Source organism: Deltaproteobacteria bacterium, from assembly GCA_016210005.1.
GTDB lineage: Bacteria > Desulfobacterota > Binatia > HRBIN30 > JACQVA1 > JACQVA1.
Genome location: JACQVA010000012.1, coordinates 70792 through 96621 on the forward strand (window position 1 = coordinate 70792; position 25830 = coordinate 96621).

Here is a 25830-nt window from a genome sequence, read left to right on the forward strand (position 1 = left end):
GGCCTCGGCATGCGGATCAGCGGTTTCTCCTTCGTGCGCAACGCCATCGATCTTTACTACCCGGTAGTGGAGTCAATCCGCTCGATCCTGCCGATTTGCGACGAGTTCGTGATCGCCGCCGGCGACTCCAGCGACGGCACCACCGAGCTGCTGCGCTCGCTCAACGAGCCCAAGCTCAAGATCATCGACACGGTGTGGGAGCGCAGCCAGTTCAAGCGTGGCGCCACCAACGCCTATCAGAGCAACCTCGCGCTCGACGCCTGCACCGGCGACTGGTGTTTCTACGTCCAAGCCGACGAAGTCGTCCACGAACGCTACTTGCCGGGCTTGCTCGAGCGCATGCGCAGCTACCTCGACGATGGCCGCGTCGAGGGCTTGCTGTTCGACTACGTCCACTTCTTCGCCGACTACGACCACTACCACACCTCGCACACCTGGTATCGCCGCGAGGTCCGGATCGTACGCAACCGCATCGGCGCCCGGTCGTGGAAAAGCGCGCAAGGGTTTCGCAAGCACGACGGCAGCAAGTTGCACGTGGCCCACGCCGGCGCGGCGATTTACCACTACGGCTGGGTTCGCCCGCCCAAGCAGATGACGCGCAAGCGCATCGCCTTCGTCACCATTCATGAAGGCGCCGAGACCGCGCAGGACAAGTTCCCCGATGCCAACCAGAGCTTCGACTTCGGCCTGCTCAAGGGGCGCACCCGCTTCACCGCTACCCACCCGGCGGTGATGGCAGCACGCATCGCGCAGAAGAACTGGACCGTCGCACCCAGTGCCGCCTCGACGCAGCGCCACGACCGGCTTTCCGAACGCCTGCTCACCTTCGCCGAGCAGCGCCTGCTCGGCTTCAAGATCGGCGAGCACCGCAACTACATCCTGCTACCGGCGTGACCCCTCGCTTCTCACCGTTCGAGTTCGCGCCCATCAGCCCCAGGTCAGCGCCGGTGCAGGATCAGGCCGACGACGGTGAAGATGATCCGCACAGTGTCGAGAAACGGGCGGTAATGGCTGAGACGCTGCTCCGGTGGTGGGTAGTACACGGCGACCGGCAGCGAGCGGATCGGTATGCCCGCGCGCACGGCGCGAATCAGCACCTCGGTTTCAAAGGCGAAGTGGCCGGCACGCGCGCCGAGGGCGAGGGCGGCAGGCAGCGGATAGATGCGCAGGCCCGACTGCGTGTCCGGCAGCGCTTGCCCGCAGGCGATTTCCACCCAGCGATTGGCGAAGCGGTTACCGAACAAGCGCAACCCCGGCACTGTGCCGGCGGCGATCCGGCGTGCCCCGATGACCAGAGCCCGCGGTTCCGCTTGCGACGCCTGCAGCAGCGCGGGGATCTCCTCGGCCAGATGCTGTCCGTCGCCATCCATTGTGAGCACGTGCGTCACGCCGCCTCGCGCCAGCAGCTGCAGCCCGGTTTGCAGCGCCGCCCCTTTGCCGCGGTTGGTCGAATGCTGGACGACCTCGGCGCCGCCGGCCCTGGCCCGCGCTGCGGTCTCGTCACTGGAGCCGTCGTCGACCACCAGCACCGCGGCAACGAATCGGCCCGCCCCGCGCACCACCTCACCGATGGTACGCTCGCAGTTGAACGCCGGAATCAGCACCGCCACGTCCGCCATCGCCCCCACCGTGATGCGGCCGCCCGCGACTGTCAACCGGCTCGGAGTTACGGCCGGCACCCCGCACCGAGTTCCGGTTTCGTGCTTTCGAGCTAAGGAGGGTTACAACGGGAACAGATCAAACGCATTGGGCGGATTCGGAATCGGATGAGTACCGGGTAAGCACCATTCGCGAATGCCGATGCTGAAGCCTTGGCGTGCTCCGATCCGTAGAATCCGTTCAATCCGTTTAATCCGTTGCGAGAATCCTTTCCGCGGCCCGCAACCAGCTTAATCCGTTGCAAGAGCCCCAGTTACGAGCCGCTGCGCACGGCCCGCACGTAATAGCGGAGGGTCTTGTCGTAGAGGTTGACCACGCCGTAGTTGAGGTCCACGCTCCAGGTGTAGTCGGGGAGTTCGGCCATTGGGGTGGACGTCCAGTAGAAGTCCGACACCGTGCAGCTGCAAGCTGTAATCGTGCAGCCCGGGGCGCACGCCATGTTGAAGATGGGATCGATGGCGGGGGCCCAGAGCGTGTGATCGACCAAGCCTTGCAGCTCGGCGGCGCTTGGTAGCCGCCAGTCGCAGTGCCCCGCAAAGCACGGCTCGCGATTCAAGGTCGCCAGGAAAACGGTGAACGCGGTGCCGTTCGGATCATAGGGAGAACCGGCAGTCCAGGTGTAAGTGTTGTCCTTGTTGTGGATGGAGGCGTCGTCGCTCTTCTTCTCCCACTGCAGGCCAGTCCTGCTGTCGGTGATCGTCCCGTCGCCGTTGTCGAGGAAACGCGCCCCCGGTGCCGGGCAGTCGTTCAAGGCGTTGTTCACCGCGGTGACCAGCTCATCGATCGTGACCTGGCCGTCGTAGTTGAAGTCCCCCTGGCATTGGTCGCATTGAGCTTGGCTGCGCCCGGGCCAGAGCGCCAGCAGGACGGTGGCAATCACCACGATGGTTGCACGCATTTTGGGGCCTCCTCCGAGGTTGTGTTGGAACGCCGCCGATAGCTGTTGGCGAGCCGGTCGAGCGAAGGCAGTCGAGCTGACCTCACTCCACCGCGACGGCGGCATCTTCGATGATGATGTCGTACTTGTAGCCGTAGCCGAAGTCCTTGTTGGTACTGAGCGTACCACGCACCAGCACAGTGTTGCCGACCGCGGCAGTAGCGCTGGTGGTGACGGTGAGATCGTTGGTGCCGGCGCCGCCGGTTCCATCCTGCACGTGAAGCCAGTTCTTACCCATGACCTGAGCGGTGAACTTGGCCACCTTGCCACGAGTGACGACCTCGGAGCCGGCGAGGGCGGCCTTGTTGGCGAACAGCTCGGCTACGGTGTGGCCACCCTCTGCTTTCTTGAGGTTCGAGAGATCGAGTGCTGCGGGTGCGGCGCCCTGGCCTGGCGCAGCGTGCGCTGCCGCGCCGTGCGCCGCTGCCGGTTGCGACGCGCTGCGGCCGGCCACCTGGACGGCGGCGACGAAATAGACCACGTCGAATGTTCTTCCTAGGGTCTTGCTCTCGAAGTCATGCATCGGGGCACCCGCCGGCACCACCACCTGGTCGCCGACGGCGACCGCGAATTTCGGCGCCGCCGCCCAGATCTTCTTGCCGCCGTCATCGACCTGGACGTAGGTGTAACCGCCGGCATCCATCGTCTCGACCACTTTGCCGCTGGTGCTCGCCGCGGCCGCAGGCGCCGCCCCGGCGGGTGGTGCAGCCGGCTGGGCTAGCGCCGGTTGCGTGTAGGTAATGCGTGCAACCAGCACGAGGCTTACGCCGGCGGCGACGGTCGCGTGTGTCAGGCGTCTCACAGTTATTCCTCCCAAGTCCATGATCTCGGACCTATACCAGGTGTGCATGCGGCAAGACAGGGCGAGGACGCGGCCGCCTTCGCGGCCGCCCTTGCCCTGCCTCCATCCTATTCTTCAGTTCGCGCGGTCCGTCACTGCCCGAACCCCTTCATGTACTGAACCACCGCCTTGATCTGGTCGACGCTCAGCTTGGATGCCGGCATGGTGGCGGCCATCCCGACGGCCTTGCCGCCTTCTTTCGAGACCTTGACGATATCGTCGTCGCTCTTGCCCTTGATCGCAGTCGCCAAGTCCTTGGGCGCAGGCTTCAGAATCTTCGCCGCCGGACCGTCCCCCTTGCCGCCGGGGCCGTGGCATGAGGCGCAGTTCTTGTCGTACAGCGCCTTGCCGTCTTCGGCGGCACCTGCGGTCGCCGCCACTAGGCCGGTCAGCAAACAGCCCGCTGCGGCCGTCGCCACGCTCTTGAACAGTATCCGTGTCTTCATCGTTCCTCCGTTCCCTTCTGCATTCCCAAGCTGCCCGTTGGTTAGTCGAGTTACCTCACCGGCGTTCTCGCGAGACGGACGCCGGGCGGAGCACGGACCGAGGTCATGGTCGGCGGCGCAAGCAGTCGCTCGGTCATAAATGACGGCCGCCGGCGGCGGATGGCTGGTGAGGAGTGGGCGCGGTGGTGAGGCGGCCGCGCAGCGAATCGCGGCCGGCGTGCGCGTGTACCGCCGCGAATTGGCCGGTCAGGATCGGGATGGCGATGCGGCAGAGCACGGTGAACACCAGAAAACCGGTCGAGAAGATGCCGGCGCCGATGCGGAGCTCGTGCAGTGTCGGCGTGTATTCGTAAATCTCACCGAGGGTGTCGGGTGTGAATGCCGGCATCACCAGCCCCATCCCCTTCTCGATGTACACGCTGGCATAGATGAGCAGACAACCCAAGTTCAGCGTCACCACGTTGCGGCGCGTGGCCGGAAAGAGGAACAACAGGAAGGCGCTGATCCCGCAGCAGACGAATGCCCAGGCATAGGGCACCAGTGCGTGGTGTCCGTGGATACCGGTGAACAGATACTGGAAATGGATCAAGTGCTCGGTGGCCGAGTAGTACTCCTTGAAGATTTCCGCGCCCAGCAGGAACAGGTTGATGAACATGGCGTAAGCCATCAGCTCGGCTACCTTCCAGATGGCGGCGTCCTTGATCGCGATGTTGGTGGTGCGCTGGAGGATTTGGAATAGCACGAGCATGACCGCCGGCCCGGAGCAGAACGCCGAGCACAAGAAGCGCGGTGCCAGAATCGAGGCGTTCCAATAGGGGCGCCCCGGCAACCCGGCGTAAATGAAGGCCGTGACGGTGTGGATGCCGACCGCGGCCGGGATCGAGAACAGCACCAGCGGTACCACCAGGCGCTGGTTGTAGGAGCGCCCCTGCATGCCGCGATAAAGTATGTGCGTGACGATCACCAGGTTGAGCACCAGGTAAATGTTCAGCACCACTACGTCCCAGGCGAGCACCGAGCTCGGGAAGTTCATGTGGCCGATGACGGGGATGAGGTGCCAGAAGCGGTCGGGCCGGCCCATGTCCACCACCACGAACAGCAGGCACATGACAATGGCGCTGATCGCGAGAATCTCGCCCAGCAGGGCCACCTCCTTGATCGGCCCCCAATGATAAATGTAAGCGGGGATGACGAGAACGACTGCGGCGGCGGCGACGCCGACCAGGAAGGTGAAGTTGCCGATGTAGAACGCCCACGACACCTGGTCGCGCATGTTGGTCACGATCAGGCCGCTGTTGAACTGATCGATGTACGCCAGCACGCCCCACACGATCAGCGCCACCAGAAATCCGACCCACAGCCAGTAAGCCTTGCCGCCGCGAAGGACGAAGCGAGCGCTGGTTGCGATGAACTGCAGTGGTCCCATGTGCCCTCGCTAGATGCCGTAGAAGTAATAGAACTTGGGCTCGGTCTTGAGTTCGGCCTTGAGCACGAAGACGCGCTTCTCGCGCAGGATGCGCGCGATCTCGCTCTCGGGATCAAGCAGGTTGCCGAACTTGCGGGCGCCGACGGGGCAGATCTCGACGCAGGCGGGGTAGCGGCCGGCGCGCACGCGCTGGATGCAGAACGTGCACTTCTCGACCACGCCGCGCGGACGCGGCCGGTTGCCGAGCACGTGCATGTTCGGATTCAACTCGGCGGCCGGCACCTCCGGCTCGCCCCAGTTGAAATGGCGCGCGCCGTACGGGCAGGCCGACATGCAACAGCGGCAGCCGATGCACCAGTCGTAGTCGATGACCACGATGCCGTCGGGCTCCTGCCAGGTGGCGCCGACCGGGCAGACCCGTGTGCACTGCGGCGTGCGGCACTGCTGGCAGGCCACCGGCAAGTAGAAGTGCTCGGGGTCGGGCACTTGCTCGGGGTTGTAGTACGGGTTCGCCGCCTCGAAATCGATGCCCTTCTTCTTCTCCATTTCGAGCACGCGGATCCACTGGATCTGGGGATTGCGCGACTGGTTGTTTTCTTTGACGCAGGCGTAAACGCAACGCCGGCAGCCAATACAGCGCGAGAGATCGAGGGCATATCCGAAGACCACGCCCGGCTGCGCCGGGAGAGCCGAGACCTGCACCTGTGTGCCGAAGCGCTTGGCGTAGTCGGCGTGCAACCTACCGAGGCGCGCCTCGACTTCCGGCGGCGACAGCTCGAGGAAATGCTTCTGCAGGTAGGCCTCGCGCACTTCGGGTGAGCAGCCGGCTAGGAAGCCGGCCGCCGCCATGCCTACCGCCGTAAGGAAGTCACGCCGGCTGAGGGTGACCGGGTCGACCTTGGCGTCGTCCTCGGTATCACCACAGGTGATCGCGTCAGTGCGCGGGTCCGGCATCGCCGTTCTCCTTGGTGTCCGCATCCGTGCCGGGCCCGCCGCTGGCCGCGGCGGCGAGCGCGTCTTCGGAACGTAGGAACTGCGGCCGCACCGGCGGCGGCAGGGGCTGGAGGGAGGCAAACCGCGGGCTGTGGGGATTGTGGCAGTGCACGCACAGCAGATAGCGCTTCGATCCTTGCCAGTAACCGGTGCGCTTGCCGTGGATGCCGCTGCGCCAGTCGCGGTACTGCGTTCCGTGGCACTGGCCGCACAGCCGGTAGGATTCGGTGAACGGCACCAGCGCTCCGCTCGCCAGCCGCAGATGGTCCCGGTCCTCGGCGTCGTGGCAATCGAGGCACCAGCGGTGTTCTTCGTCGTGGTGCAGCACGATATCGCCGTGCATGGCTTCGAGTACGCGCCGCTCGCCGTTGGCGGGAATGCTGCCATGGCACTCCATGCACGGGAACACCCCTTCACTGAAGGGCGGGGCCGGAACCGGGAACAGTACGGCCCCGGCGCCTGGCGGTGCTGCACCTGCGCCGGCAGCTCCGATCAACCCTTCCTCCTTGGCAAACACCGCCGGGAAGTCCGCCGGGCTGAAGGCCTTGTTGGCTGCGGTTCCCTCAGGCGGAATCACCGGCTTCGCCCGGACGATCACCACTAGTATGGCGAGCACGGTCACCGCCGACATTATCAGCAACGGCACGAGCGCGTTCGAACGGGCGATCGAGAACTCGCGGTCGAACTCCTCGCTCTGCCCGCCCGCCGATTCTCGGCTCGGCCGTGGTGGTTCGATTTCGCTCATGACACTGGCCTCACCTCATTTGCTCCGGCCGGGCGATCGCAGGAACGCGGCCAGGTGGCGCATCTCGTCATTATCGAAACGCGGCCATGGCGACGGCAGCTGCGCCGCCGTCTTGGTGCTGGCGGCAGCGTGGTTCCACATGGCGGCGGCCCAATGCAGCGGCGAACGCAGCGCTTTGGCAGCGGCGAGATCCGGCCCGGTCTGCGACCCCTCAGCGCCGGCACTGTGGCACTGCGCGCACGACTTCTCCCGAAACAGCACCGCCCCCGTGCTCGGGTCGCCGCTCTCGTCCGTGTACTGGATGAAGTAAAGGTAGGCGAGAAGGTCCGCCATCTCGGGTTCCGCGAGTTTGGGTACCGGCAGGCCCAACTCTTTCATCTTCGCCCACATGGCTGGACCGTGATTCCAAAAGGCCGCCGCCAGGCCTCCGGCACGCCGTGCGGTTCGCTTGCCGAGGTCGGGGCCCACGGCGCCACCCACGCCGGCTACCGCGTGGCACTTAATGCAGCCCTTCTCGCGGAACAGCTTCTGACCCGCGCGCGGGTTTCCCGCCTGCGTGTAAGCGAGATCCAGGGCCGTCGCCGCGCGCAGCTCGCCGCGGATGAGGGCGACGATATCGTTTACATCGCCGTCCTCGAGACGGGGCCGCACGAGCTTCAGCTCGGTCATCTTGACCGCCATCTCCGGACCGTGGTTCCACAGCGCCTGGGCCATGAAGGCAGCCGACGCGTAATCCTTCAACTCGTCGAGTCGCGGGCCGACGTTGCCGCCACGGCCGCGAAACTGGTGGCAGCGGGCGCACGAGCGTTGCCGGAAAAGCTGCTTCCCTCGCTCGGCATCGCCCAGCTCGCCGACAAACCTGACGGAGAACAGGTAAGCCACCAGCTTGCCCATCTCCTCGGGTGAACACAGAACCGGCTCGCCCTGGCGCTGTCGCAGCGCCTCGATCGTTGCCGGTGTGTGATTCCACAGACTGCCGGCCAACTGCAGGGCGTCGCGCCAAGGGCCTTCGCGTCCAAGGTCGGGGCCGGCTACCGCGGCGTTGCCCTCGCCCCAGAGGCGGTGGCAGCGAACGCAGCCTTTGCTCTCGAATAGCGGCCGGCCTTCGATCAGCGGTTGATTGGGCGGCTCGATCTCGCCCGCTCGTCCCGGCTTCGGCAGCACGCAAGCGAGCAGACCGAGCGTGCCGATCACTACAGCTGCGGCCTGCAGTAACCCCTTGCTACTGGTGTAAGCGAGAGCCAAACCCTTGGCATTTGCCATTCGTCTCACACTTCGAGCCGCTGCCGGCTCTTTCCCGCGCCGCGGCAGTGCCGCTGCCGTGCCGCCGTACTCTGCCCCCACACAGGCTCCATTCTAACTCCGCCACTGCGGGAAAGCACGCACGCCACTGGGGGAAATCCCCCGCTGCGTGAATTCCCTCAGCTGCTGAATCCGAACTTCTGCATCCGATAGCGCAACGCATCTCTGCTGATCCCGAGAAGCTGGGCCGCCCGCGTCTGATTGCCCTCGGCTATCTCCAGTGACTGCCTAACAAATTCCTTTTCTACCTCCTCCAGCGAGATCCCTGCGGGCGGCAGCCGATAGGTGTTGCTGGTGGGCCACACCGCCGCTGCGCTTGCCGGGTCACTACCCGGGGGGAGTACCGATGCGCCGGCGAGTGCGCCCGGCGTGGTGATCTCGGGCGGCAGATGCTCAGGCAGAATGGTGTCGCCCCTTTCGAGGATCAAGATACGCTCCAGCAGGTTGCGCAGCTCACGCACGTTGCCGGGCCAGGGGTAGGCCACCAACAGCTTGAGCGCCTCGGCCGAAATCTTGCGGAAGCTCTTGCGGAACTCGGCGTTGTACTTGGCCATGTAGTGGTGGAGCAGCGCCGGGATATCGTCGCGCCGCTCGCGCAGGGGCGGCAAGACGATGGGGATTACTTTCAAGCGATAGTAGAGGTCTTCGCGGAAGCGACCTTCGCGCACGGCGCTCTCCAGGTCAGCGTTGGTGGCGGCCACGATGCGGATGTCCACGTGGTGGTCAACGGTACCGCCGAGGCGCTTGAACTGCTTGCTCTCGATGAACTTGAGGAACTTGGCCTGTGAAACCAGGGGCATATCGCCGACCTCGTCCAAGAACAGCGTGCCGCCGCTGGCCAACTCCAGCAGGCCGCGCTTGGTGGCCTTGGCGTCGGTGAACGCCCCTTTTTCGTAGCCGAACAGCTCGCTCTCGAAGAGGGTCTCGGGCATGGCAGTGCAGGAGATATCTAAGAACGGGCCGTCGGCCCGGCGGCTGCAGTAATGGATGGCGCGGGCGAAGAGGTCCTTGCCGGTACCGTTCTCTCCGCGCAACAGGACCGTGGCGGCATCGCTCTGAGCGACCTTCTCCACCAGCCCCAAGACCTGGCGCATTCTTTCTGATTTGCCGATGATATTCTCCCAGCTGTACGCCTTCTTGCGTTCCTGACGCAGCTCGCCGACCTCGCGGCGCAGGCTAATGGTTTCCAGCGCCTTCTCGACGATGACTTCGAGCTCGTTGAAGTCGAACGGTTTCTTCAGGTAGTCGTACGCCCCCAAGCGGGTGGCCTCGACGGCCGTACGAATCTCGCCGAAAGCGGTCATGATGATGACCGCCACTTCCGATCCGGCTTCGTCCTTCAGGCTCTTGAGCACGGTGAGACCGTCACCGTCGGGCAGCCGCAGATCGAGGAACACCACGTCGGGTGCGAGCTCGCGAAACAGCGCCGTACCCTCGGCGGCGCTTTCGGCGCTGGCGACCTCGTAATCGGCGGCCCGCAACGTTTGCTCAACGGACCACCGGATCATCGATTCGTCGTCGATGACGAGCACCTTGGCCTTGGGCATGGCGGGCTACGTCTCCTGACTCGGTGGGGTAAGGGCGGGCAGTTCGACGCGGACGCAGGTGCCGCTGCCGGGGGCGCTGCGCAGCGAAATCCGCCCCCGATGCTGCTCGATGATTTGTTTGGCGATCGGCAGCCCCAGCCCGGTTCCCTGGGCTTTGGTGCTGAAGAACGGGAGAAAAGCCTTGGCCGCCTCTTCGGCGGTCATGCCCTTGCCCGTGTCTTCAATCTCGATGCAAGCCAAGCCCGCAGCGCCGTTGTCTCTCGCCACCTCCGTGCGCAACGCGACCTGCCCACCCGCGGCCGTGGCTTGGATGGCATTGAGAATGAGGTTTATCAGCACTTGCTGGATTTGGTACGGGTCGGCATTGACCGTTGCGGCACTGCCGTTCTCTTCCGCGCCCGGGGCGGTCTGCTTGATGAGATGCACCCGTGCTTTCTTGGCTTCGCTCTGCACCAGCGACAGCGCCAGGCCGACTATGTCGTCGAGTTTGACGGGGTGGAGCTGCGGCTGCGAGGGGCGCGAATAGTGAAGGATATCTTCCACGGACTTGTTCAGGCGATCGATCAGGTGGTGGGTTTGCCGAACCACCTCGCGGCGCGGATCGTCGCTGGGAAAATCCCGGCTCAAGACCGAAAGGACGCCGCTGATACCGGTCAGGGGATTGCGGATTTCGTGCGCCACCGCGGCTGCCATCTCGCCGATCGTGGCCAGGCGATCGGCCCGCGCCAATTGCTCCTGGTGGTAGCGTTCGAGTTGATCTTGGGCAATGTCGAGCTTGGAAATCATGTCGTTGAAATGCCGCGCCAGCCAGCCGATCTCGTCGCTCTTGCGTGCGTTGGCGCGAACGCTGAGGTCCCCACGCTCAGCTCGCTCCATCACCTCCACCAGCTGTTGCAGCGGGTGATCGACCAGTACCGTCAGCGACAGCCAGATGCCGATGGCTATCACGCCCAGTGTGATCAGCGTGGCCACCAGCGCGGAGCGTTTGAGGACGGCCAGCTGTGCCCGCATGCCGTCGAGCGAAAGGCTGACCTGTAGTACGCCCAAGATCTTGTGCGTCGCGTCGTGGCAGGAGACGCACTCCGGCCGGTTGAACAGCGGTTGCGCCAGCGTCAGGTTGACGTTGCCGCCTTCGCGGACCACGATGGGGTCGACTTGCCCGTAGTGGCGAGTCAGCTCCGCCGCGCTCAGTTGTGTGCCGAGCTCGGCCACGTCGGACGAGTACTTGATTACCCCGTGCGCATCAAAGAGCCGCACGCTCCGAATGTCCTGGTGGCCGGTGGTGACTTCGACCACCCGCTGGACGGACTCTCGTTCGCCCACGAGCATGCAGGTGGTAATGATCGTCTTACCCAGCATCTCGTGCAGCGCCCGCAGGCGCGCCTGTGCCGCCCGTTGCAGCTGCTGCTCTTGCGTGCGGATCGCGCTCCACGGTGCGATTCCAACGGTGAGGGCTAGGATGGTGACGATGAACAGGCTGAGCTTGAGCTTGAGGCTGCTGCCGATCGCAGCCGCTATCCGCGTGGCGAAGCCCATCGGCGGCGGTCAGGTGCGCGTCGCCGACTCGCGGATGGCTAGTGATATGCGCCCGGCAGCCATTGATCCGATCGGCTCCTAGCGATCACGAGCCGGGGCCGCACCATCCGGCGAATCGTACTTCGATGGGCAACTCGCCAGGATCGCTTGCGCCCGCAACTCGCCGCCGTCGAGGCGCCCCTCAACTATGACCTCGCGGCCGTCGCTGAAGAGGTCCGGCAGCAGACCGTCGTAGCGAACGCGCAGCTGCTGCCGGCTGTCACTGAGGACGAACGCCAACCGCGGCTCCTCGGCGTGCCGTGCGATGCTGCCGCCCTGGACTTTGCCTTTGACCCGCACGGTCGCCCCGCCATGCGCCGATTCGGCCGCCTCGCTGACGGTCAGATAATACGTGGCCGAGTCGAGCGTGGCGGTGGATACCAGATAGCTCACCGCCAGAACGATTCCCCCACCACCCAGAACGAACTTCAGCCGCCTGTGCATGGCCTAGCTTTACCTCCCCGTTTACGGGCACATCGCCGATGTCGTTACCTCGGTCAGCGATGATCCATGCCCCTCTGCCCTTCGGGTGCGGGAAAAGGGGGCAAAGATCGCTTGCATCGGAGCGCCCGTATCGCCCGCCGATCCATTTACGGCGAATTTCACGGCATGACAACCGAGAAAGGCTTATGTGGAGCACAACCGTCTCTCATAACCCTGTCAGGCGGCCAATTCGATTTTGCCTATGGTCCTCTAGCGCGCTATGGGAGCACCGTGTCGGTGTTCGAACCAAGCCAGCTTCGCCCACGTTTTGGGAGCGCTTCCCCGGCTGGCGCTGCCCGATGATCTTCGAGCAGGCAAGAGCACGCCCGGGTGCGGTGGCACTCGATGATCTGACGTGCCGGCGCACTTGGGCCGAGCTGATCGATCGCAGCACGCGGGTGGCGCACTTGTTGCGCGACGAATTCGGCTTGCGGCCGAATCAGCACGCAGCCGTGTTGATGGGCAATCGCGTCGAGTTCATCGAGTTGGTCCTCGGAGCCATGCTCGCCGGCATCTGGCTGACGCCCATCAACCGCCACCTACAAGCTGAGGAAGTGGCCTATATCGGCGCCGACTCCGGGGCGCGGGTGGTGTTTGTCGACGCGGACCATGAAGCGATCGCTCGCCAAACCCCAACCGCGGCGGTGGTGCTGGCGGGAGATGAACTCGATCGCGCGCTGGCGCGAGTATCGGACGAACCGCTGTCGCTCGCTGGCCCCGCCGGCGCCACGATGATTTATACCAGCGGTACCAGCGGCCGGCCCAAGGGCGTCAAACGCGCCCGCCCGGCGACGTTGGGAGCGGCGCTGGCTGCTGCCGCCGCCGCCGGCCGAGCGCTCGGACTCGACGGCAGCGGGCCTCATCTGGTCACCGGGCCGCTCTACCACGCCGCGCCGCTGCTGTTCGCGATGTACGACCAGGCCAATGGCGCCCCGATTGTCATCATGCCGCGCTGGGATGCCGAGCCGACGCTGCACCTGATTCGGGAGCGCGAGATTCGACACACCCACATGGTACCGACGATGTTCGTAAGGCTGCTGCGGCTCGATGAAGCGGTGCAAAACCAGTTCGACCCGTCTTCACTGCGCGTGGTGCTGCACGGGGCGGCGCCGATCGCGCCGGCGGTGAAACGGCGCATGATCGAGTGGTGGGGCAAAGTCCTGGTCGAGTACTGGGGTGCCACCGAGGGCGGCGTGTGCACGCTCGTCGATTCGGCCGATTGGCTGGCGCACCCCGGCACCGTCGGCCGGCCCACGGCCAACTTCGAGGTGTTTGCCGCCGGCGACAACGGCCGGCGCTTGCCCCCGGACGAGATCGGGGTCCTCTACTGCCGCCACCGGCATCTGGCCACGGTCTTCGAGTACCACGGCGCGCCCGAGAAGACCGCGGCGAGCTACTTGGAACCGGGCGTATTCACGACCGGTGATATAGGCCGGGTCGATGCCGCCGGCTACGTCTACCTCACCGATCGCCAGTCGAACCTGATCATCGCCGGGGGCGTCAATATCTACCCGGCCGAGATCGAGCAGGTGTTGCAGCAGCATCCGGCGGTAGCTGACGCGGCCGTGTTCGGGATTCCCGACGATGAATGGGGCGAGAGCGTGAAGGCGGCCGTCGAGCTGGCCCCGGGGCGCCAGCCGTCTGCGGCATTGGCAGCCGAGATTCTGGCCTTCGCCCGCCAGCACTTGGCTGCCTACAAGGTGCCGCGCTCGATTGACTTCGAGGCCGAACTCCCCCGCCATCCGACCGGCAAGCTCTACACCCGCCGGTTACGCGACCGCCATTGGAAAGGGCGGGAGCGCAGGATCTGACAACAGCTCGCGCTGAGTTGTCGGCTGGTTCTCTCCGCGTGCCCGGGGGCGCCCGTCGCGACGAACAGCCGGTGCGCTTCGCGCAGCTCGCGCCGGTGCGCGGCTTCGTCGCCGAGCAACCGCGCCAGCTCGGCGCGCTATTTCCCGGCTCGCGGCAGCTTGAGCACGCGTTGGGCGACGATGTCGCGCTGGATCTGTGAGGTACCGCCGAAGATGGATTGGGCGCGCGACCAGAAATAGAGGTCGAGGTCGAGGCCGTCTTCGAGCAGCGGCTCCGCACCGCGCAGGTCCATCATCGCCCGGTGCAGGCTCTGGTCGGTGCGCGTCATCAGCAGCTTGTCGATCGAGCCCTCCGGCCCCGGGGTCGATCCGTCCATGCGACTCGACAGCGTTCGTTGCACTTGCACCTGGAGCGCGCGCAGATCGACGTACGCCTTCGCCAGCGCCGCTCGCAGCGCCGGCTCGGTCCGCAGGCTGCCGGCACGCGCCTGGTCTTCGAGCAGGCGTAGCGTGCGCGCAAAGCGGGACACCCAGCCGATGTCGGCCGGCCCGCGTTCGTAGCCCAGCAGTGACATCGCGATCGCCCATCCCTGACCGGGCCTGCCGAGCAGGTTGGCCGCGTCCACCTCGGCGCCGTCGAAGAACACCTCGGCGAATTCGCGCGTGCCGCTGGCGGTCACGATCGCCCGGCAGTCGATGCCCGGCGTGCGCATCGGCACCAACAACACGGAGATGCCGTGGTGGCGGCACGACCCCGGCTCAGAACGCGCCAGCAACAAACACCAGTCGGCCCCTACCGCCTCGCTGGTCCAGATCTTTTGCCCGGTGATGCGGTAGCCGGTTACGGCACCGTTCATCTCGACCGCTTGCGCGCGTGTCGACAGGTTGGCCAAATCCGAACCCGCGCCCGGCTCACTGAACCCCTGACACCAACGGACCTGGCTCGACAGCAGACCGGGCAAATGCCGCCGCCTCTGCTCCTCGCTACCGTGGAGGCGAATGGCGTTGGCAATGTGGCCGAACGCCGGCCCCGGCGGTGCGCCGGCAGCGCCCAGCTCATCGTTGAAGATGGCCTCGTACGTCGGGGGCAGCCCACGGCCGCCAGACTCGACAGGAAATGACAGGCCGACGTACCCAGCCGCGTAGAGCCGGCGATGCCAGGCCAAGAGAAACGCCGCCCGCGCTTCGGGCTCCACCGGGATCGGCTCGCCGGGGGCGTGCTCGGTAAGCCAACCGCGGAACTGGCTGCGGAAGTCGCGTTCTTCGGGGCTATCGCGGAAATCCATTTGTGTTATCGATGCTCACAGCTGGACGCCTAGCTCAGAGAGCCGCGGAACATCTCATCACCTCACCCCAGCTCCGACCTGGGAGGAGAGGGAGTAAGAGCGGGCCGACCGAAGAGCGGCGATCGCGTCGAGTTGCGCGTGCTCGTCACCCAGTGTTTGGCGGCCGACCAGCGCGCGCCGCACCAGCACGTGCGCCATGTGCTCCCAGGTGAACGCCACCCCGCCGTGCAGTTGCAGCGCCGTTTCGGTCACCTCCCGCGCATGCTCCGAGCAATAGGCTTTGGCCGTGCGCGCTGCGAGCAGGGCTGCGTGCGCGTCCAGCTCCTCGACCGCCCAGCCGGCGTACCACGCCAAGCCGCGCGCGGCCTCGGTCGATACCTGCGCTTCGGCGGCCAGGTGCTGCACCGCCTGGAACGTGCCCACGGGCACGCCGAACTGGACGCGCGTGGAGACGTAGGCCACCGAGAGATCGAGGGCCGCCTGCATCACGCCGACAAGGTCGCCGCAAATGGCCGCCAGCGCCAGGGCCAGCGTCCGCTCCATAGCCTCCGGCGGCAGCGCGCCGCCGAGATCTCCGATATCGATGATCTCGGCTGCCGCCTCGACCACGCGCAACTCGCGGGTCAGATCGACGCCGTTGAGCCGATCGGCGCGTGGGCGCACCGCCAGCAATCTTCCCGAGTCGCGCTCGATCACCAGGCCCGCCTCTGCGCCTCTCGCCTCCCAGGCCACGCCGGCCTCGCCGCGAGACGCAAACCGCGCCAACGTAGGATCGAGCACCGGCGCCAGACGCCGCTGGCCGCTGGCAAGCGACTCCAGTACTTCGGCCGACGCGCCGCCGGCGGCTAGCAGGCTGCTCGCGATGATCGCCGGGCCGATGAACGGCAAAGGAACCAGCCGCTTGCCGAGCTCTTCAGCCGCCAGGACAACCTCGACCCCGGAGACCGGCATTCCGCCGGCGGACTCGGGAATCCGCATCCCCAGCAAACCCATCTCAGCCAGCTGCGCCCATTCGCTTTCGCCCGCTCCGGCCGGCGGCAACTGCGCGGTCGATGGCGGAGCGAGATCAGCGGCCAGTCGAGCGACGCTGTCGCGTAGTGCTTGCTGTTCTTCGGTCAGACTGGCGTCCATAGGCAGGCGAGCGGACCCTACCTCACCCCTGCTGCCAGCGCCAGACGCAGGGATGAAGCCCCGCGGCTCTCAGAGGTCGACGCGGACGCGGGCGTTGGGTTCGTCGCGAGTGGCGCGGGCAGCGCTGCGGAAGGTGCCGTTGAGGTACAGGTTGGCCAAGATGACCTGATCGTCGCGCACCGCCTTGCTGATGATTGCACTCACGGTGCGCTGCGGCGCCTCGAAGTAGAACATCGTCGGTGCCGTGCATAGCCGGGTATCCCCGCAGGGCAGAAACGTGCTGGTCTCGTCGCCGATATTGGCGGTGAACGGGATCTCGTTCTGCGAGCCGGTTTGCTCGCTGCACAGCGTGCTCGGCGGGTTGGTCTGGGTGCAGACCTCGAGGCGAATCTCCGGTGCCGAAGCGTCGAGCGCGGGCTGCGGTCCGTTAGTCGCCACGCTCACTTCCTGCTCCGTGCCGGCGGCGATAACGGCCGGGGGCGCGACCAAGTTTTCTTCAAAGCCGAGGCGCAACTCGATCGTCACGTCATTGGTGGCGGTCGGGTTGCCGCTAAATGTTGCCCGCACCTGCGGATCAGGGGGCAGGCCGGGAGTATCCGTGGTGTTCGGGCCGGCGTTGAGCAAGATGAAGGTATGCGGCGCCAACAACTCACGCGGCGGATCGAACAGATGTGGCGGGCCGTTGCTGGCCAAAATCTCGACCAGGCGAAACGGGGTGCCGGTGACGCCCTTGACCCGGAAGTTGGCTTCGCGCGCGCGCAGCGGATTGGTGCCCGACTCGCCGCAACCGGCTAGCAGGATCACGACGAACATGGCGGTGATACGGCGGGCGAGACTCATCAGCTGGCGGCCTTGTGTCAGGATTCGACCAGTGGGTCAAGTTGGTGCCTCGGCGCCGCGCGGTGTATGATCGCGCCATGGATCGGAGCCGGTTCGAGCAGTTGGTGGAGGAGGCCCTCGATGAACTGCCGGAGGAGTTTGCCGCCCGGCTGGAGAACGTCGAGGTGGTCGTAGAAGACGAGCCGGCCCCGGATCTGCTGCGTGAAATGGAACTCGATCCGCGCCGCGATACCCTGTTTGGGCTCTACCAGGGCGTTCCCTTGAGCGATCGCGGTGCCGGCTACGGCATGGTGCTACCCGACCGCATCACGATCTTCTACCGTCCGCTGGTACGGACCTACCACACCCCGGGTGCGATCCGGCGTCAGATCAAGAAGACGGTCGTCCACGAGGTCGGGCATTTCTTCGGCCTCGATGACGACGAAATCCGGGCGGCGGGCTACTAGCGAGCGCGGATCGTCATGCCCGAGATGCTGAGCGATGTGGAGCGGGTGTTGCGCTTGAGCGAGCGCATGCGTCTGCTGGTAGCGGTGAGCGAGGAAATCCCGGTCGAAAGCAAGCTCAACGCCGAGGCGATGTTAAAGATGTTCGAGGCCGCCGTGGCCGCTGCCGATGATCCGGCCGATCGCGCGCGGGCATCCGGATACTACCGGGTGCTCTACCGTGATTTGGAGCCGTATGCCGACCTGGAGGCCTTGTTGTCGGCGATGCGGGTGTTTGCTCCCTACCTGTGAGTGCCGCCGTGCTGATCACCGCAGCAGTCGAAGAAGAAGTCCTCGCGGATCTGCCGGGCGGCGCGCTGCGGCTCATTCGCGTGCGCGACCTGGCGCGATACATCGATCGCGCCGTGCTGTTGCAGAATGCCGGCGCGCCGGAACCGCCGTACTGGGCGCACTTGTGGGCCGCGGCCTTGACGCTGGCCCGCCTGGTTGCGAACGCCGCGGCGCGTTGGCGCGGCCGGCGCGTGCTCGAATTGGGCTGTGGCCTGGGCGTGCCCGGCTTGATCGCGGCACGCGGTGGGGCGCACGTATGCTTCAGTGACCGCGACCCTGATGCCTTGCGCTTTGTCCGGCGCAACCTCTGCGCCAATGCACTGCAGGCGGAAGTCTTCGCCATGGACTGGCAACGTGCCGCGGTGCGTGGCGGCTTCGATCTCTGTCTGGCAGCGGATGTCACCTATGATCCCGAGGCCAATCCCGCGCTGGTTGATTTCCTCGCCGCGCACCTGAGTGAGAGCGGCGAAGCCTGGATCGCGGAATCCGTTCGCACTGAAGAGCAGCGTCTGCCCGACCTGTTGCGGCCGCGCTTCGCGCTCAGCGAGCAGCGCGTGGCCGAATCAGAGGACGGTCACCGGGTCTGGGTGCGGGTGCTGCGGGCGCGGCGGTTGCCATGAAGTACCTCGTCTTCGACATCGAAACGCGCATCGACAAGGGCTTGGTTCGTGCCGTGTATCATCCAGACGAGCCGCTGAGCGATGAAGAGGCCTACGAGCGGGTGCGCCAACACTTACGCCAGGAGTATGACAGCGACTTCTTTCCGGTCCCGTTCCACGTGCCGATCTGCGTGGTCCTGGGCCGGGTGTCCGATGACCTGAGGTTGAGCGCGGTCGATACCTATAGCGTGGCGGAGTTGTCGGAAGCCGAGGTAGTGCGGCGGTTTTGGGCCGAGGTCGAGGCGATGGACGCCAAGCTGGTCTCCTTCAACGGGCGCGGCTTCGATCTGCCGGTGTTGGAGCTGCAAGCGCTGCGGCACGGGGTCGCGGCCCCGCGCTATTTCAACGAGCGCTACGGGTTACGCTATCGCTACTCCGATCAGCAGTACGACCTGCACGACTTCCTCACCAACGCCGGCGCAGTACGGCTGCGCGGTGGTCTCGACATGCTGAGCAAGCTGATCGGTCTACCAGGTAAGACCACGGTTCGCGGCGAGCAGGTCGAGGCGCTGTGGGGCGCCGGCGAGACGCAGGCGATCAGCCGTTATTGCCGCCGCGATGTGATTCAGACCTACCTCTTGCTGTTGCGCGTCGAACGTATGCGCGGGCGCGTCAGCCAAGCCCAGCTCGAAGCACTTTGGGCCGCTGCCGCGGCTTGGCGCGCTGAGCTGTGAGGCCGCTGGCGCCTATTTCGCGCGTGGGCCGGCTGTGCCATGGTGGCGGCACCAGCGCGAGGCAGTCAGTCGAGCAACCAGGAGGGTCACATGCCGGACTCGGATTTGTTGCGCGCCGATGCCTTTACGATCGAGCGTGGGGCTGTGCGCGGCTTCAACATGAGCTTTGTGCGGGCGGGCGTGGGCGGGTTGCCCTTGTTACTCATCCATGGCTGGCCCGAAACCAAGCGCATCTGGTATCGCAACATCGGCCCGCTCTCAGAGGCCGGCTTCGAGGTCATCGCACCCGACTTGCGCGGCTTCGGAGACAGCGACATTCCTACCGATGGCTTCTTCGATCTAGCGGCGCACTCGCGTGACCTCTACGCCCTGGTACACGACCGACTCGGTCATCAGCGTGTGGTTGTCGCCGGCGGTGATCTCGGTGGCGCCATTTTACAGGACCTCGGGCTGCGCTTCCCCGGCTTTGTCGTGCGCCAGGTGCTCTTCAACGGACCGCTGCCGTATCTGCGCGAGGAGCATCGCGGCCTGCGCACGCGGCCGGCGCTCGAGGCGGCCGACTACTATCTGCGCCAGGGCACCGGCGCCGACAGCCTACTGGCGGAGCTCAGCAGCGAAGCCGAACGGCGCGATTACGTCGCCTCGTTCTACGGCCACCGCTTCTGGGCCGCCCCCGGGGCCTTTACCGCCGCCGCGGTGGCATTCATGAGCGCGCCCTTCGCCGAGCCCGCGAAGCTGCGCGCGGGCTGGGGCAACTACGAATCGGCGATGGGCACGCGCCCGCTCTCAGAGCCGCCGCACTGGGGCAAGAACCCGCTGCCGACCCTGATCCTGTTCGGCCCCGAAGACCACATCATCTACCCCGACTTCGACCGGATGGCCGAGTGCGTTTTTCTCGAGCGCATCGGGCCGTTTCGCTTGCGCAACTGCGGCCATTTCGTCCAGTGGGAGCAAGCCCACGTGTTCAACCAGGCGCTGCGCTACTTCTGCGCCGACCTGCTGGCGCGGCCGCGCCCGGAGCGCTGCGCCTGAGGCCGGTGCTGCCCGCGCGGCTGCGGCGGGGGTGCGCGACAAATTTGTGGGTAACGTGGTTCGGTGTTATGGCCGTCATTCCCGCGAAAGCGGAAATCCAGTTTGGCGTTTGGCGCTATGGACAAGCAGTTCTGCGTTTACATCCTCCGCTCGCCAGCAAACGGAACGGCACGCTGTACATTGGGGTGACCTCACAGCGTTGACAAGCTGGTCTACTACGAAGCGCACGGCTGCGCAGAGACCGCAATCGTGCGGGAGAAGCAGCTGAAGAAGTGGGGCCGCGCCTGGAAGATCGAGCTGATCGCAGCTCAGAACCCGGACGGGCGAGACCTCGATGACGAGATCGTGTAGCGCTGGCGGGTCGTAGCGAGCCGGTGCCGTGGATTCCCGCTTTCGCGGGAATGACAAATTGCGTCCCTTTCGGCCATGGGCCTCGGCCTGTCAGTACACCGTACTGTCAGACTGCTGAGGATTTGCCCGGTCGGCTGCACGTTACCCACAGATTTGTCGCACACCCCTGCGGCGGTAGCGAAGGCAAGGTACTTTGCTTTTTCAGCGGCGTAATGTCATTGCTCGGCGCCGGCACTGTGCGCGTCCGCGCGCCGCCGGCCAGCATTATTGTCGCAGGAGATAGCGCCATGGAGAAAGCAGCGAAGCAAGAGCCCGACGGACCAGCCCGCCGCTGGCTGTCCTACCGCCCCGAAATCAAGATCATGGATTGCACCATCCGCGACGGCGGGCTGATGAACAATCACCAGTTCGACGACGCCACCGTCCGCGCCGTTTACAGCGCCTGCGTGCAAGCGGGCATCGATTACATGGAACTCGGCTACAAGGCCTCGAAACGGATCTTCGTCCCGGCGCAGTACGGCTGCTGGAAGTTCTGCACCGAGGACGACATGCGCCGGGTGGTGGGGGACAACGACTCCCCCTTGAAACTGTCGGTGATGGCCGACGCCGAACGCACTGACTATCACGAGGACATCTTGCCGCGCGGCCAGAGCGTGCTGAGCATGGTCCGCGTCGCCACCTACATCCACCAGATCCCCGTGGCCTTGGATATGATCAAGGACGCCCACGACAAGGGCTACGAGACCACCCTCAACCTGATGGCCGCCTCGACAGTGCCGGAGTGGGAGCTGGACGAAGCGCTGGCGATCCTGGCGGATTCGGAAGTCGATGCGATTTACCTGGTCGACAGCTTCGGCGCCTTCTACAGCGAGCAGGTCCGCTACCTGATGGAGAAGTTCCTGCGCTACACCACCCCCTGCGGCAAGACCATCGGCATGCACGCGCACAACAACCAGCAGCTGGCTTACGCCAACAGCATCGAAGCCATCATCCTGGGCGCCAACATGCTCGATGGCAGCATGGCCGGTCTCGGTCGCGGCGCCGGCAACTGCCCGATCGAACTGCTGATCGGTTTCCTCCACAACCCCAAGTACCGGCTCCGGCCCGTGCTGCAGTGCATTCAGGAATACATCGAGCCGATGCGGCAGAAGCTTCTCTGGGGCTTCGATATCCCGTACATGATGACCGGCCTGCTCAACCGCCACCCGCGCGCCGCCATCGAGTTCAACACCACCGAGCACCGCGGCAACCTGGTCAAGTTCTTCGACTCCCTGGTCGAAGAGGAGTAACGGCTTCGGGCCCCCTGGCTTCCCTTACGCCGGCGATGACGCTATGACACTGCGCGTCAGGCGACCGGGAGCAGCCGGCGCCGAGTCCGAACAACAAGGAGACACCCCATGGGCAGAAAGGTTTTCGTCATCGGCGTCGGCATGACCAAGTTCGAGAAGCCGGGCTCGCGCGCCTGGGACTATCCCGACATGGCCAAGGAGGCGGGTACCAAAGCCTTGCAGGACGCGGGCATTCCCTACGATACCGTCGAGCAAGCGGTGGTGGGCTACTGCTACGGAGAGTCCACCTGCGGCCAGCGCGCGGTCTACGGCCTCGGCCTCACCGGCATCCCGATTTACAACGTCAACAACAACTGCTCGACCGGCTCGACCGCACTGTTCATGGCCAAGCAGCTGATCGAGGGCGGCATCGCCGACTGCGCGCTGGCGCTGGGCTTCGAGAAGATGGAAAAGGGCTCGCTCGGCGCCAAGTACACCGATCGCACCCATCCGATGGATCGCCACATGCAACTGATGGCCGATCTGCGCGGGTTTGCTGCGGCGCCGGCGGCGCCGCAGATGTTCGGCAACGCCGGCCGCGAGCACATGGAGCGCTACGGCACCACCGCGCTGCATTTCGCCAAGATCGGCTGGAAGAACCACAAGCACTCGGTGAACAACCCCTACTCGCAGTTCCAGGCCGAGTACTCGCTCGACGATATCCTCAACGCCCCGATGGTCTACGAGCCGCTGACCAAGCTGCAGTGCTGCCCGACCTCGGACGGCTCCGGCGCCGCAATCCTGGCGAGCGAGGATTTCGTCCGCAAGCACGGGTTGCAGCCCAAGGCCATCGAGATCGTCGCCATGGCCATGGCCACCGACTTCACCAGCTCGTTCGAGGAGCGCAGCTGCATCAAGATGGTCGGCTACGACCTCACCAAACAGGCCTCGCAGAAGGTCTACCGGCAGAGCGGCCTCGGCCCCGAAAATGTCGACGTGGTCGAGCTGCACGACTGCTTCTCGTGCAACGAGCTGATCACCTACGAAGCGCTCGGCCTGTGCTCTGAGGGCAAGGCGGGGGAGTTCGTCGACTCGGGCGCCAACACTTACGGCGGCAAGGTCGTCGTCAATCCCTCGGGCGGCTTGATCTCCAAGGGGCATCCCTTGGGCGCCACCGGTCTGGCGCAGTGCAGCGAGCTGACGTGGCAGCTACGCGGTCAAGCCGACAAGCGCCAAGTGAAGGCTGCCAAGGTCGCGTTGCAGCACAACCTCGGCCTCGGCGGCGCCGCGGTCGTCACGATGTACCGCAAGGCAGCGTAACCAGCCCGAGGGTGAAGTAGAAGGTGGCGCCCCTGCCCACCTCCGCTTCGGCCCATACCCGGCCGCCGTGGCGCTGGATGATTCGCTGCACGGTGGCGAGGCCGATGCCGGTGCCCTCGAACTCGCCGGTGCGGTGCAGGCGCTGGAAGGCGCCGAAGAGCTTGGCGGCATAGCTCATGTCGAAGCCCGCACCGTCGTCTCGGACGAAGAACACGACTTCGTCGGGGTGACTGGCGGCCGGAGACTTAAGCCTGGAATCCGCAACCGGTAGGGTCCCGAACTCGATCCGCGCTGCCGGCTGCTTGCCGGTGTACTTCCAGGCGTTGCCGAGCAGGTTTTCCAGCGCCACCCGCAGCAGGCGCACATCGCCGCGGGCGGATAACGCCGGCGCGATCGACCACGTCACCCGCCGCTGCAGTTGGGTCTTCTGCAGCTCAGCGGCGATGGCCTCGGCCAAGGCGCTGAGATCGACGCGCTGCCAGTGCATCTCACTGCGGGTGACCTGCCCCAGCCGCAGGAGGTCGTCGATCAGCTCGCCCATGTGCTGGGTGGCGCCGCGCACCCGCTGCAAGCAGCGCTGCCCCTCCTCGTCGAGCTGGCCGGCGTGCCCATCGAGCACCACCTTGCTGAAGCCATCGATCGCCCGCAGCGGTCCGCGCAAGTCGTGCGACACCGAATAGCTGAAGGCCTCCAGCTCCTTGTTGGCGGCTTCGAGCTGGGCGGTGCGCTGCTGCACGCGCTGCTCGAGTTCGGCATTGAGACGGCTAATCTCGTCCTCGGCCCGCTTGCGCTCGGAGATATCCACCAGTGTGCCGCGCACCCCGAGCGCACGCCCGTCGCGAATGATCGGCCGGCTGGCGCTGCGCACCCAACGGACCTCGCCCGACTTGCTCACCAGGCGATACTCGCCCGGCTCCAGTTCGCCGCCGAGGACCTTCTGAAAACCCGCCAGCAGCTCCGGTACGTCGTCGGGGAAGACGAATTCCACGAACAGCCGGCCGATGACTTCGGCCGGCTGATAGCCGCCGACTTCTTGTACCACCGGGCTGATGTACGCCACCCGCCCTTGTTCATCGAGCGCGAAGACGATTTCGCTCAGCGATTCGACCAGCTCGCGATACTGCTCTTCCGACTCGCGCAGCCTCGCCTCCGCCCGCTTCTGCTCGGTGACGTCCAGCGCCAGCCCGATGGTACCGATAATGGCGCCAGCATTATCGTACAGTGGCTCGATGTGACAAGCGAAGGTGCGACCTTGCAACTCGAAGTCGTAATTCACCGATTCGCCTCCCAGCGCCCGGCGCTGGGCCGCCAGGGGCGCCAATTCGGGATCCGCGCTCATGAGATACTCGGCTAAAGTGCTGCCCACCAATTGGTTTGTCCTCAGCCCCATCTGCGCCAGTCCCCTACCGGTGCACGAGGTGAGTCGCGGCTCGGCATCAGTGGTCCACAGCACCGCCGGCATCTGCGCCATAACCAGGTGCAAGCTATCGTTGGCGGCTTGCGCGGCCAGTTGCGCCTGCTTGATTTCAGTGATGTCGGTGACGGTACCCGCGTAGCCCAGCATCTTGCCCTCAGGCGACTTGTCGGCAATCCCCAGGCCGAGCACCCAAACTATAGTGCCGTCCGGGTGCACCATGCGGCACTCCCCGCGATACGGCCGGCATTCGCGAACCGCGTCGTACCATTCCTTGATGACACGCTCGCGGTCATCCGGGTGAATCACCTTTATCCACCCCTCGCCGAGCGACTGCTCGGCCGTCAGGCCCGCCAATTCGCGCCAGCGCTCGTTGACAAACTCGCAGCGCCCCTGCTCGTCGGTGTGGAAGACGCCGACCGGCGAAATCGTGGTCAGCGTGGCATAGCGCTGTTCGCTCGCGCGCAAGGCGGCCTCGGCCTGCGTGCGTTCGGTAATGTCGCGGGTATTCACCACCACCCCCGCCACCGCGGGATCGTGTAATAAGTTCCGGGCGGTCCCCTCCAACACGCGCCAGGAGCCGTCACGATGGCGAAAGCGCACGGCCAGGGGCACCGCATTGTCCGCGCCGGTGAGGGCACTCTGGAAATGAGCGAGCACCGGCCCCAGGTCATCGGGATGCACCAGCTCGAAGACATCGGTGCCGACAAACTCCTCGGGAGCGTAACCGAGCACGCGCTCGTGCGAGGGGCTGAGGTAGCGCACGATCCCGCCGGCGTCGACAATCGACACCAGGTCGCTGGCGTTCTCGATCAGCGAGCGAAAGCGTTGCTCGCTGGCACGCAGGGCAGCTTCGAGCTCGTGCTGCTTGCGCTCGACCTCGCGCTCTTGCAGCGCCCGCCGCACCACCGGCACTAACCGCTCCAGGCGCGTCTTCAATACATAGTCGGTCGCCCCCGCCTTCAGGCTCTCGATCGCAACCTCCTCACCCAGGGTGCCCGAGACCAGGACGAAGGGAATCTCGATCCCCTGTTCCTGCGCCAGGTACAACGCCGTCAGACCGTCGAAGCCCGGCATGGCATAGTCGGCGAGGATGAGATCGTAGTCTGGCGCCGGCAAGCGGCGCAGAAACTCACCGCGGGTTTGTACGCGATCCCAGGTCACCTTGTAGCCCGCATCCTCCAGTGTCGCCACCACCAACTCGGCATCGTGCGGGTTGTCTTCCAGGAGCAGCAGGCGCAAACCACCGGCGGCCGTCTGCGGCCCGAGCGCGGAAGCGGCCATCGGACGATTCGAAGCTGCGGCTGCCACTGACCG

The 25830-nt window shown here is 65.6% G+C and carries 24 protein-coding genes and 1 pseudogene; 10 read left to right on the plus strand and 15 right to left on the minus strand.

Features of this window, described 5'->3' with window-relative positions:
* Nucleotides 1-9: 9 nt before the first annotated feature.
* Nucleotides 10-894 (plus strand): glycosyltransferase family 2 protein, encoded by an 885-nt coding sequence (locus tag HY699_02190; protein ID MBI4514611.1) that lies wholly within the window; start codon nt 10-12, stop codon nt 892-894.
* Between the two features lie 44 nt (nt 895-938).
* Here the strand turns inward: HY699_02190 and HY699_02195 are convergent, their stop codons facing one another.
* The 11 genes from HY699_02195 to HY699_02245 form a co-directional block, all read right to left on the minus strand.
* Nucleotides 939-1619, minus strand: coding sequence for a glycosyltransferase family 2 protein (locus HY699_02195; protein MBI4514612.1), 681 nt, complete (start codon nt 1617-1619; stop codon nt 939-941).
* Between the two features lie 293 nt (nt 1620-1912).
* Entirely contained in the window at nt 1913-2557 is a 645-nt protein-coding gene (locus HY699_02200; GenBank protein MBI4514613.1) for a DUF1566 domain-containing protein, read from the minus strand.
* Nucleotides 2558-2639: 82 nt separating this feature from the next.
* Nucleotides 2640-3398 (minus strand): DNA-binding protein, encoded by a 759-nt coding sequence (locus tag HY699_02205; GenBank protein ID MBI4514614.1) that lies wholly within the window; start codon nt 3396-3398, stop codon nt 2640-2642.
* Nucleotides 3399-3529: 131 nt separating this feature from the next.
* Nucleotides 3530-3883 (minus strand): cytochrome c, encoded by a 354-nt coding sequence (locus HY699_02210; protein MBI4514615.1) that lies wholly within the window; start codon nt 3881-3883, stop codon nt 3530-3532.
* A gap of 133 nt (nt 3884-4016) precedes the next feature.
* Nucleotides 4017-5309, minus strand: a complete 1293-nt coding sequence (gene nrfD, locus HY699_02215; GenBank protein ID MBI4514616.1) for a polysulfide reductase NrfD — start codon at nt 5307-5309, stop codon at nt 4017-4019.
* 9 nt (nt 5310-5318) lie between these two features.
* Nucleotides 5319-6263 carry a 4Fe-4S dicluster domain-containing protein gene (locus HY699_02220; protein ID MBI4514617.1) on the minus strand — a complete coding sequence of 315 codons (945 nt, stop codon included), beginning with the start codon at nt 6261-6263 and terminating at the stop codon, nt 5319-5321.
* Nucleotides 6244-6933, minus strand: coding sequence for a hypothetical protein (locus HY699_02225; GenBank protein ID MBI4514618.1), 690 nt, complete (start codon nt 6931-6933; stop codon nt 6244-6246). The genes HY699_02220 and HY699_02225 overlap by 20 nt, the downstream gene beginning before the upstream one ends.
* A 129-nt stretch (nt 6934-7062) precedes the next feature.
* A complete protein-coding gene (locus HY699_02230) occupies nt 7063-8310 on the minus strand; it encodes a c-type cytochrome (protein MBI4514619.1) in 1248 nt (415 codons plus the stop codon).
* Between the two features lie 158 nt (nt 8311-8468).
* Nucleotides 8469-9896, minus strand: coding sequence for a sigma-54-dependent Fis family transcriptional regulator (locus tag HY699_02235; GenBank protein ID MBI4514620.1), 1428 nt, complete (start codon nt 9894-9896; stop codon nt 8469-8471).
* A 6-nt stretch (nt 9897-9902) separates the two neighbouring features.
* Nucleotides 9903-11432: a HAMP domain-containing protein gene (locus tag HY699_02240; protein ID MBI4514621.1), complete on the minus strand. Its 1530-nt coding sequence runs from the start codon at nt 11430-11432 to the stop codon at nt 9903-9905.
* 78 nt (nt 11433-11510) lie between these two features.
* Nucleotides 11511-11915 carry a cytochrome c maturation protein CcmE gene (locus tag HY699_02245; GenBank protein ID MBI4514622.1) on the minus strand — a complete coding sequence of 135 codons (405 nt, stop codon included), beginning with the start codon at nt 11913-11915 and terminating at the stop codon, nt 11511-11513.
* A gap of 338 nt (nt 11916-12253) precedes the next feature.
* Between HY699_02245 and HY699_02250 the strand changes: the two genes are divergently transcribed.
* On the plus strand, nt 12254-13765 hold the full coding sequence (locus HY699_02250) for an AMP-binding protein (protein MBI4514623.1): 1512 nt from the start codon (nt 12254-12256) through the stop codon (nt 13763-13765).
* Between the two features lie 137 nt (nt 13766-13902).
* Here HY699_02250 and HY699_02255 read toward each other — a convergent pair whose 3' ends face one another.
* The 3 genes from HY699_02255 to HY699_02265 all read right to left on the minus strand — a co-directional run bounded on the left by HY699_02255 (nt 13903) and on the right by HY699_02265 (nt 17022).
* Nucleotides 13903-15051, minus strand: a complete 1149-nt coding sequence (locus tag HY699_02255) for an acyl-CoA dehydrogenase family protein (protein ID MBI4514624.1) — start codon at nt 15049-15051, stop codon at nt 13903-13905.
* A 57-nt stretch (nt 15052-15108) separates the two neighbouring features.
* Nucleotides 15109-16182 (minus strand): acyl-CoA dehydrogenase family protein, encoded by a 1074-nt coding sequence (locus tag HY699_02260; protein MBI4514625.1) that lies wholly within the window; start codon nt 16180-16182, stop codon nt 15109-15111.
* A gap of 69 nt (nt 16183-16251) precedes the next feature.
* Complete coding sequence (locus HY699_02265; GenBank protein ID MBI4514626.1) at nt 16252-17022, minus strand: hypothetical protein; 771 nt, start codon at nt 17020-17022, stop codon at nt 16252-16254.
* A gap of 77 nt (nt 17023-17099) precedes the next feature.
* Between HY699_02265 and HY699_02270 the strand changes: the two genes are divergently transcribed.
* The 8 genes and pseudogenes from HY699_02270 to HY699_02305 all read left to right on the plus strand — a co-directional run bounded on the left by HY699_02270 (nt 17100) and on the right by HY699_02305 (nt 23099).
* Nucleotides 17100-17468, plus strand: coding sequence for a metallopeptidase family protein (locus HY699_02270; protein MBI4514627.1), 369 nt, complete (start codon nt 17100-17102; stop codon nt 17466-17468).
* A 15-nt stretch (nt 17469-17483) separates the two neighbouring features.
* On the plus strand, nt 17484-17756 hold the full coding sequence (locus tag HY699_02275) for a hypothetical protein (protein ID MBI4514628.1): 273 nt from the start codon (nt 17484-17486) through the stop codon (nt 17754-17756).
* Between the two features lie 8 nt (nt 17757-17764).
* Nucleotides 17765-18415, plus strand: coding sequence for a methyltransferase (locus tag HY699_02280; GenBank protein ID MBI4514629.1), 651 nt, complete (start codon nt 17765-17767; stop codon nt 18413-18415).
* Nucleotides 18412-19128, plus strand: a complete 717-nt coding sequence (locus tag HY699_02285) for a 3'-5' exonuclease (GenBank protein MBI4514630.1) — start codon at nt 18412-18414, stop codon at nt 19126-19128. The genes HY699_02280 and HY699_02285 overlap by 4 nt, the downstream gene beginning before the upstream one ends.
* Nucleotides 19129-19218: 90 nt before the next feature.
* Nucleotides 19219-20160 (plus strand): alpha/beta hydrolase, encoded by a 942-nt coding sequence (locus HY699_02290; GenBank protein ID MBI4514631.1) that lies wholly within the window; start codon nt 19219-19221, stop codon nt 20158-20160.
* A gap of 117 nt (nt 20161-20277) precedes the next feature.
* Nucleotides 20278-20511: pseudogene (locus HY699_02295) on the plus strand (GIY-YIG nuclease family protein).
* A 287-nt stretch (nt 20512-20798) separates the two neighbouring features.
* Nucleotides 20799-21800: an aldolase catalytic domain-containing protein gene (locus HY699_02300; protein MBI4514632.1), complete on the plus strand. Its 1002-nt coding sequence runs from the start codon at nt 20799-20801 to the stop codon at nt 21798-21800.
* 108 nt (nt 21801-21908) lie between these two features.
* Entirely contained in the window at nt 21909-23099 is a 1191-nt protein-coding gene (locus HY699_02305; protein ID MBI4514633.1) for a lipid-transfer protein, read from the plus strand.
* On the opposite strand, the gene HY699_02310 is transcribed toward HY699_02305, so the two are convergent.
* Nucleotides 23074-25797, minus strand: coding sequence for a PAS domain S-box protein (locus tag HY699_02310; protein ID MBI4514634.1), 2724 nt, complete (start codon nt 25795-25797; stop codon nt 23074-23076). The two genes, HY699_02305 and HY699_02310, sit on opposite strands and share 26 nt — an antisense overlap.
* Nucleotides 25798-25830 lie beyond the last annotated feature (33 nt).

Excerpts from the sequence above, each read along its gene's own strand:
- HY699_02190 (MBI4514611.1), top strand. The coding sequence starts at position 10 with ATGCGGATCAGCGGTTTCTCCTTCGTGCGCAACGCCATCGATCTTTAC.
- HY699_02195 (MBI4514612.1), bottom strand. The coding sequence starts at position 1,619 with ATGGCGGACGTGGCGGTGCTGATTCCGGCGTTCAACTGCGAGCGTACC.
- HY699_02200 (MBI4514613.1), bottom strand. The coding sequence starts at position 2,557 with ATGCGTGCAACCATCGTGGTGATTGCCACCGTCCTGCTGGCGCTCTGG.
- HY699_02210 (MBI4514615.1), bottom strand. The coding sequence starts at position 3,883 with ATGAAGACACGGATACTGTTCAAGAGCGTGGCGACGGCCGCAGCGGGC.
- nrfD (MBI4514616.1), bottom strand. The coding sequence starts at position 5,309 with ATGGGACCACTGCAGTTCATCGCAACCAGCGCTCGCTTCGTCCTTCGC.
- HY699_02220 (MBI4514617.1), bottom strand. The coding sequence starts at position 6,263 with ATGCCGGACCCGCGCACTGACGCGATCACCTGTGGTGATACCGAGGAC.
- HY699_02225 (MBI4514618.1), bottom strand. The coding sequence starts at position 6,933 with ATGTCGGCGGTGACCGTGCTCGCCATACTAGTGGTGATCGTCCGGGCG.
- HY699_02230 (MBI4514619.1), bottom strand. The coding sequence starts at position 8,310 with ATGGCAAATGCCAAGGGTTTGGCTCTCGCTTACACCAGTAGCAAGGGG.
- HY699_02235 (MBI4514620.1), bottom strand. The coding sequence starts at position 9,896 with ATGCCCAAGGCCAAGGTGCTCGTCATCGACGACGAATCGATGATCCGG.
- HY699_02240 (MBI4514621.1), bottom strand. The coding sequence starts at position 11,432 with ATGGGCTTCGCCACGCGGATAGCGGCTGCGATCGGCAGCAGCCTCAAG.
- HY699_02245 (MBI4514622.1), bottom strand. The coding sequence starts at position 11,915 with ATGCACAGGCGGCTGAAGTTCGTTCTGGGTGGTGGGGGAATCGTTCTG.
- HY699_02250 (MBI4514623.1), top strand. The coding sequence starts at position 12,254 with ATGATCTTCGAGCAGGCAAGAGCACGCCCGGGTGCGGTGGCACTCGAT.
- HY699_02255 (MBI4514624.1), bottom strand. The coding sequence starts at position 15,051 with ATGGATTTCCGCGATAGCCCCGAAGAACGCGACTTCCGCAGCCAGTTC.
- HY699_02260 (MBI4514625.1), bottom strand. The coding sequence starts at position 16,182 with ATGGACGCCAGTCTGACCGAAGAACAGCAAGCACTACGCGACAGCGTC.
- HY699_02265 (MBI4514626.1), bottom strand. The coding sequence starts at position 17,022 with ATGAGTCTCGCCCGCCGTATCACCGCCATGTTCGTCGTGATCCTGCTA.
- HY699_02270 (MBI4514627.1), top strand. The coding sequence starts at position 17,100 with ATGGATCGGAGCCGGTTCGAGCAGTTGGTGGAGGAGGCCCTCGATGAA.
- HY699_02275 (MBI4514628.1), top strand. The coding sequence starts at position 17,484 with ATGCCCGAGATGCTGAGCGATGTGGAGCGGGTGTTGCGCTTGAGCGAG.
- HY699_02285 (MBI4514630.1), top strand. The coding sequence starts at position 18,412 with ATGAAGTACCTCGTCTTCGACATCGAAACGCGCATCGACAAGGGCTTG.
- HY699_02290 (MBI4514631.1), top strand. The coding sequence starts at position 19,219 with ATGCCGGACTCGGATTTGTTGCGCGCCGATGCCTTTACGATCGAGCGT.
- HY699_02300 (MBI4514632.1), top strand. The coding sequence starts at position 20,799 with ATGGAGAAAGCAGCGAAGCAAGAGCCCGACGGACCAGCCCGCCGCTGG.
- HY699_02305 (MBI4514633.1), top strand. The coding sequence starts at position 21,909 with ATGGGCAGAAAGGTTTTCGTCATCGGCGTCGGCATGACCAAGTTCGAG.
- HY699_02310 (MBI4514634.1), bottom strand. The coding sequence starts at position 25,797 with ATGGCCGCTTCCGCGCTCGGGCCGCAGACGGCCGCCGGTGGTTTGCGC.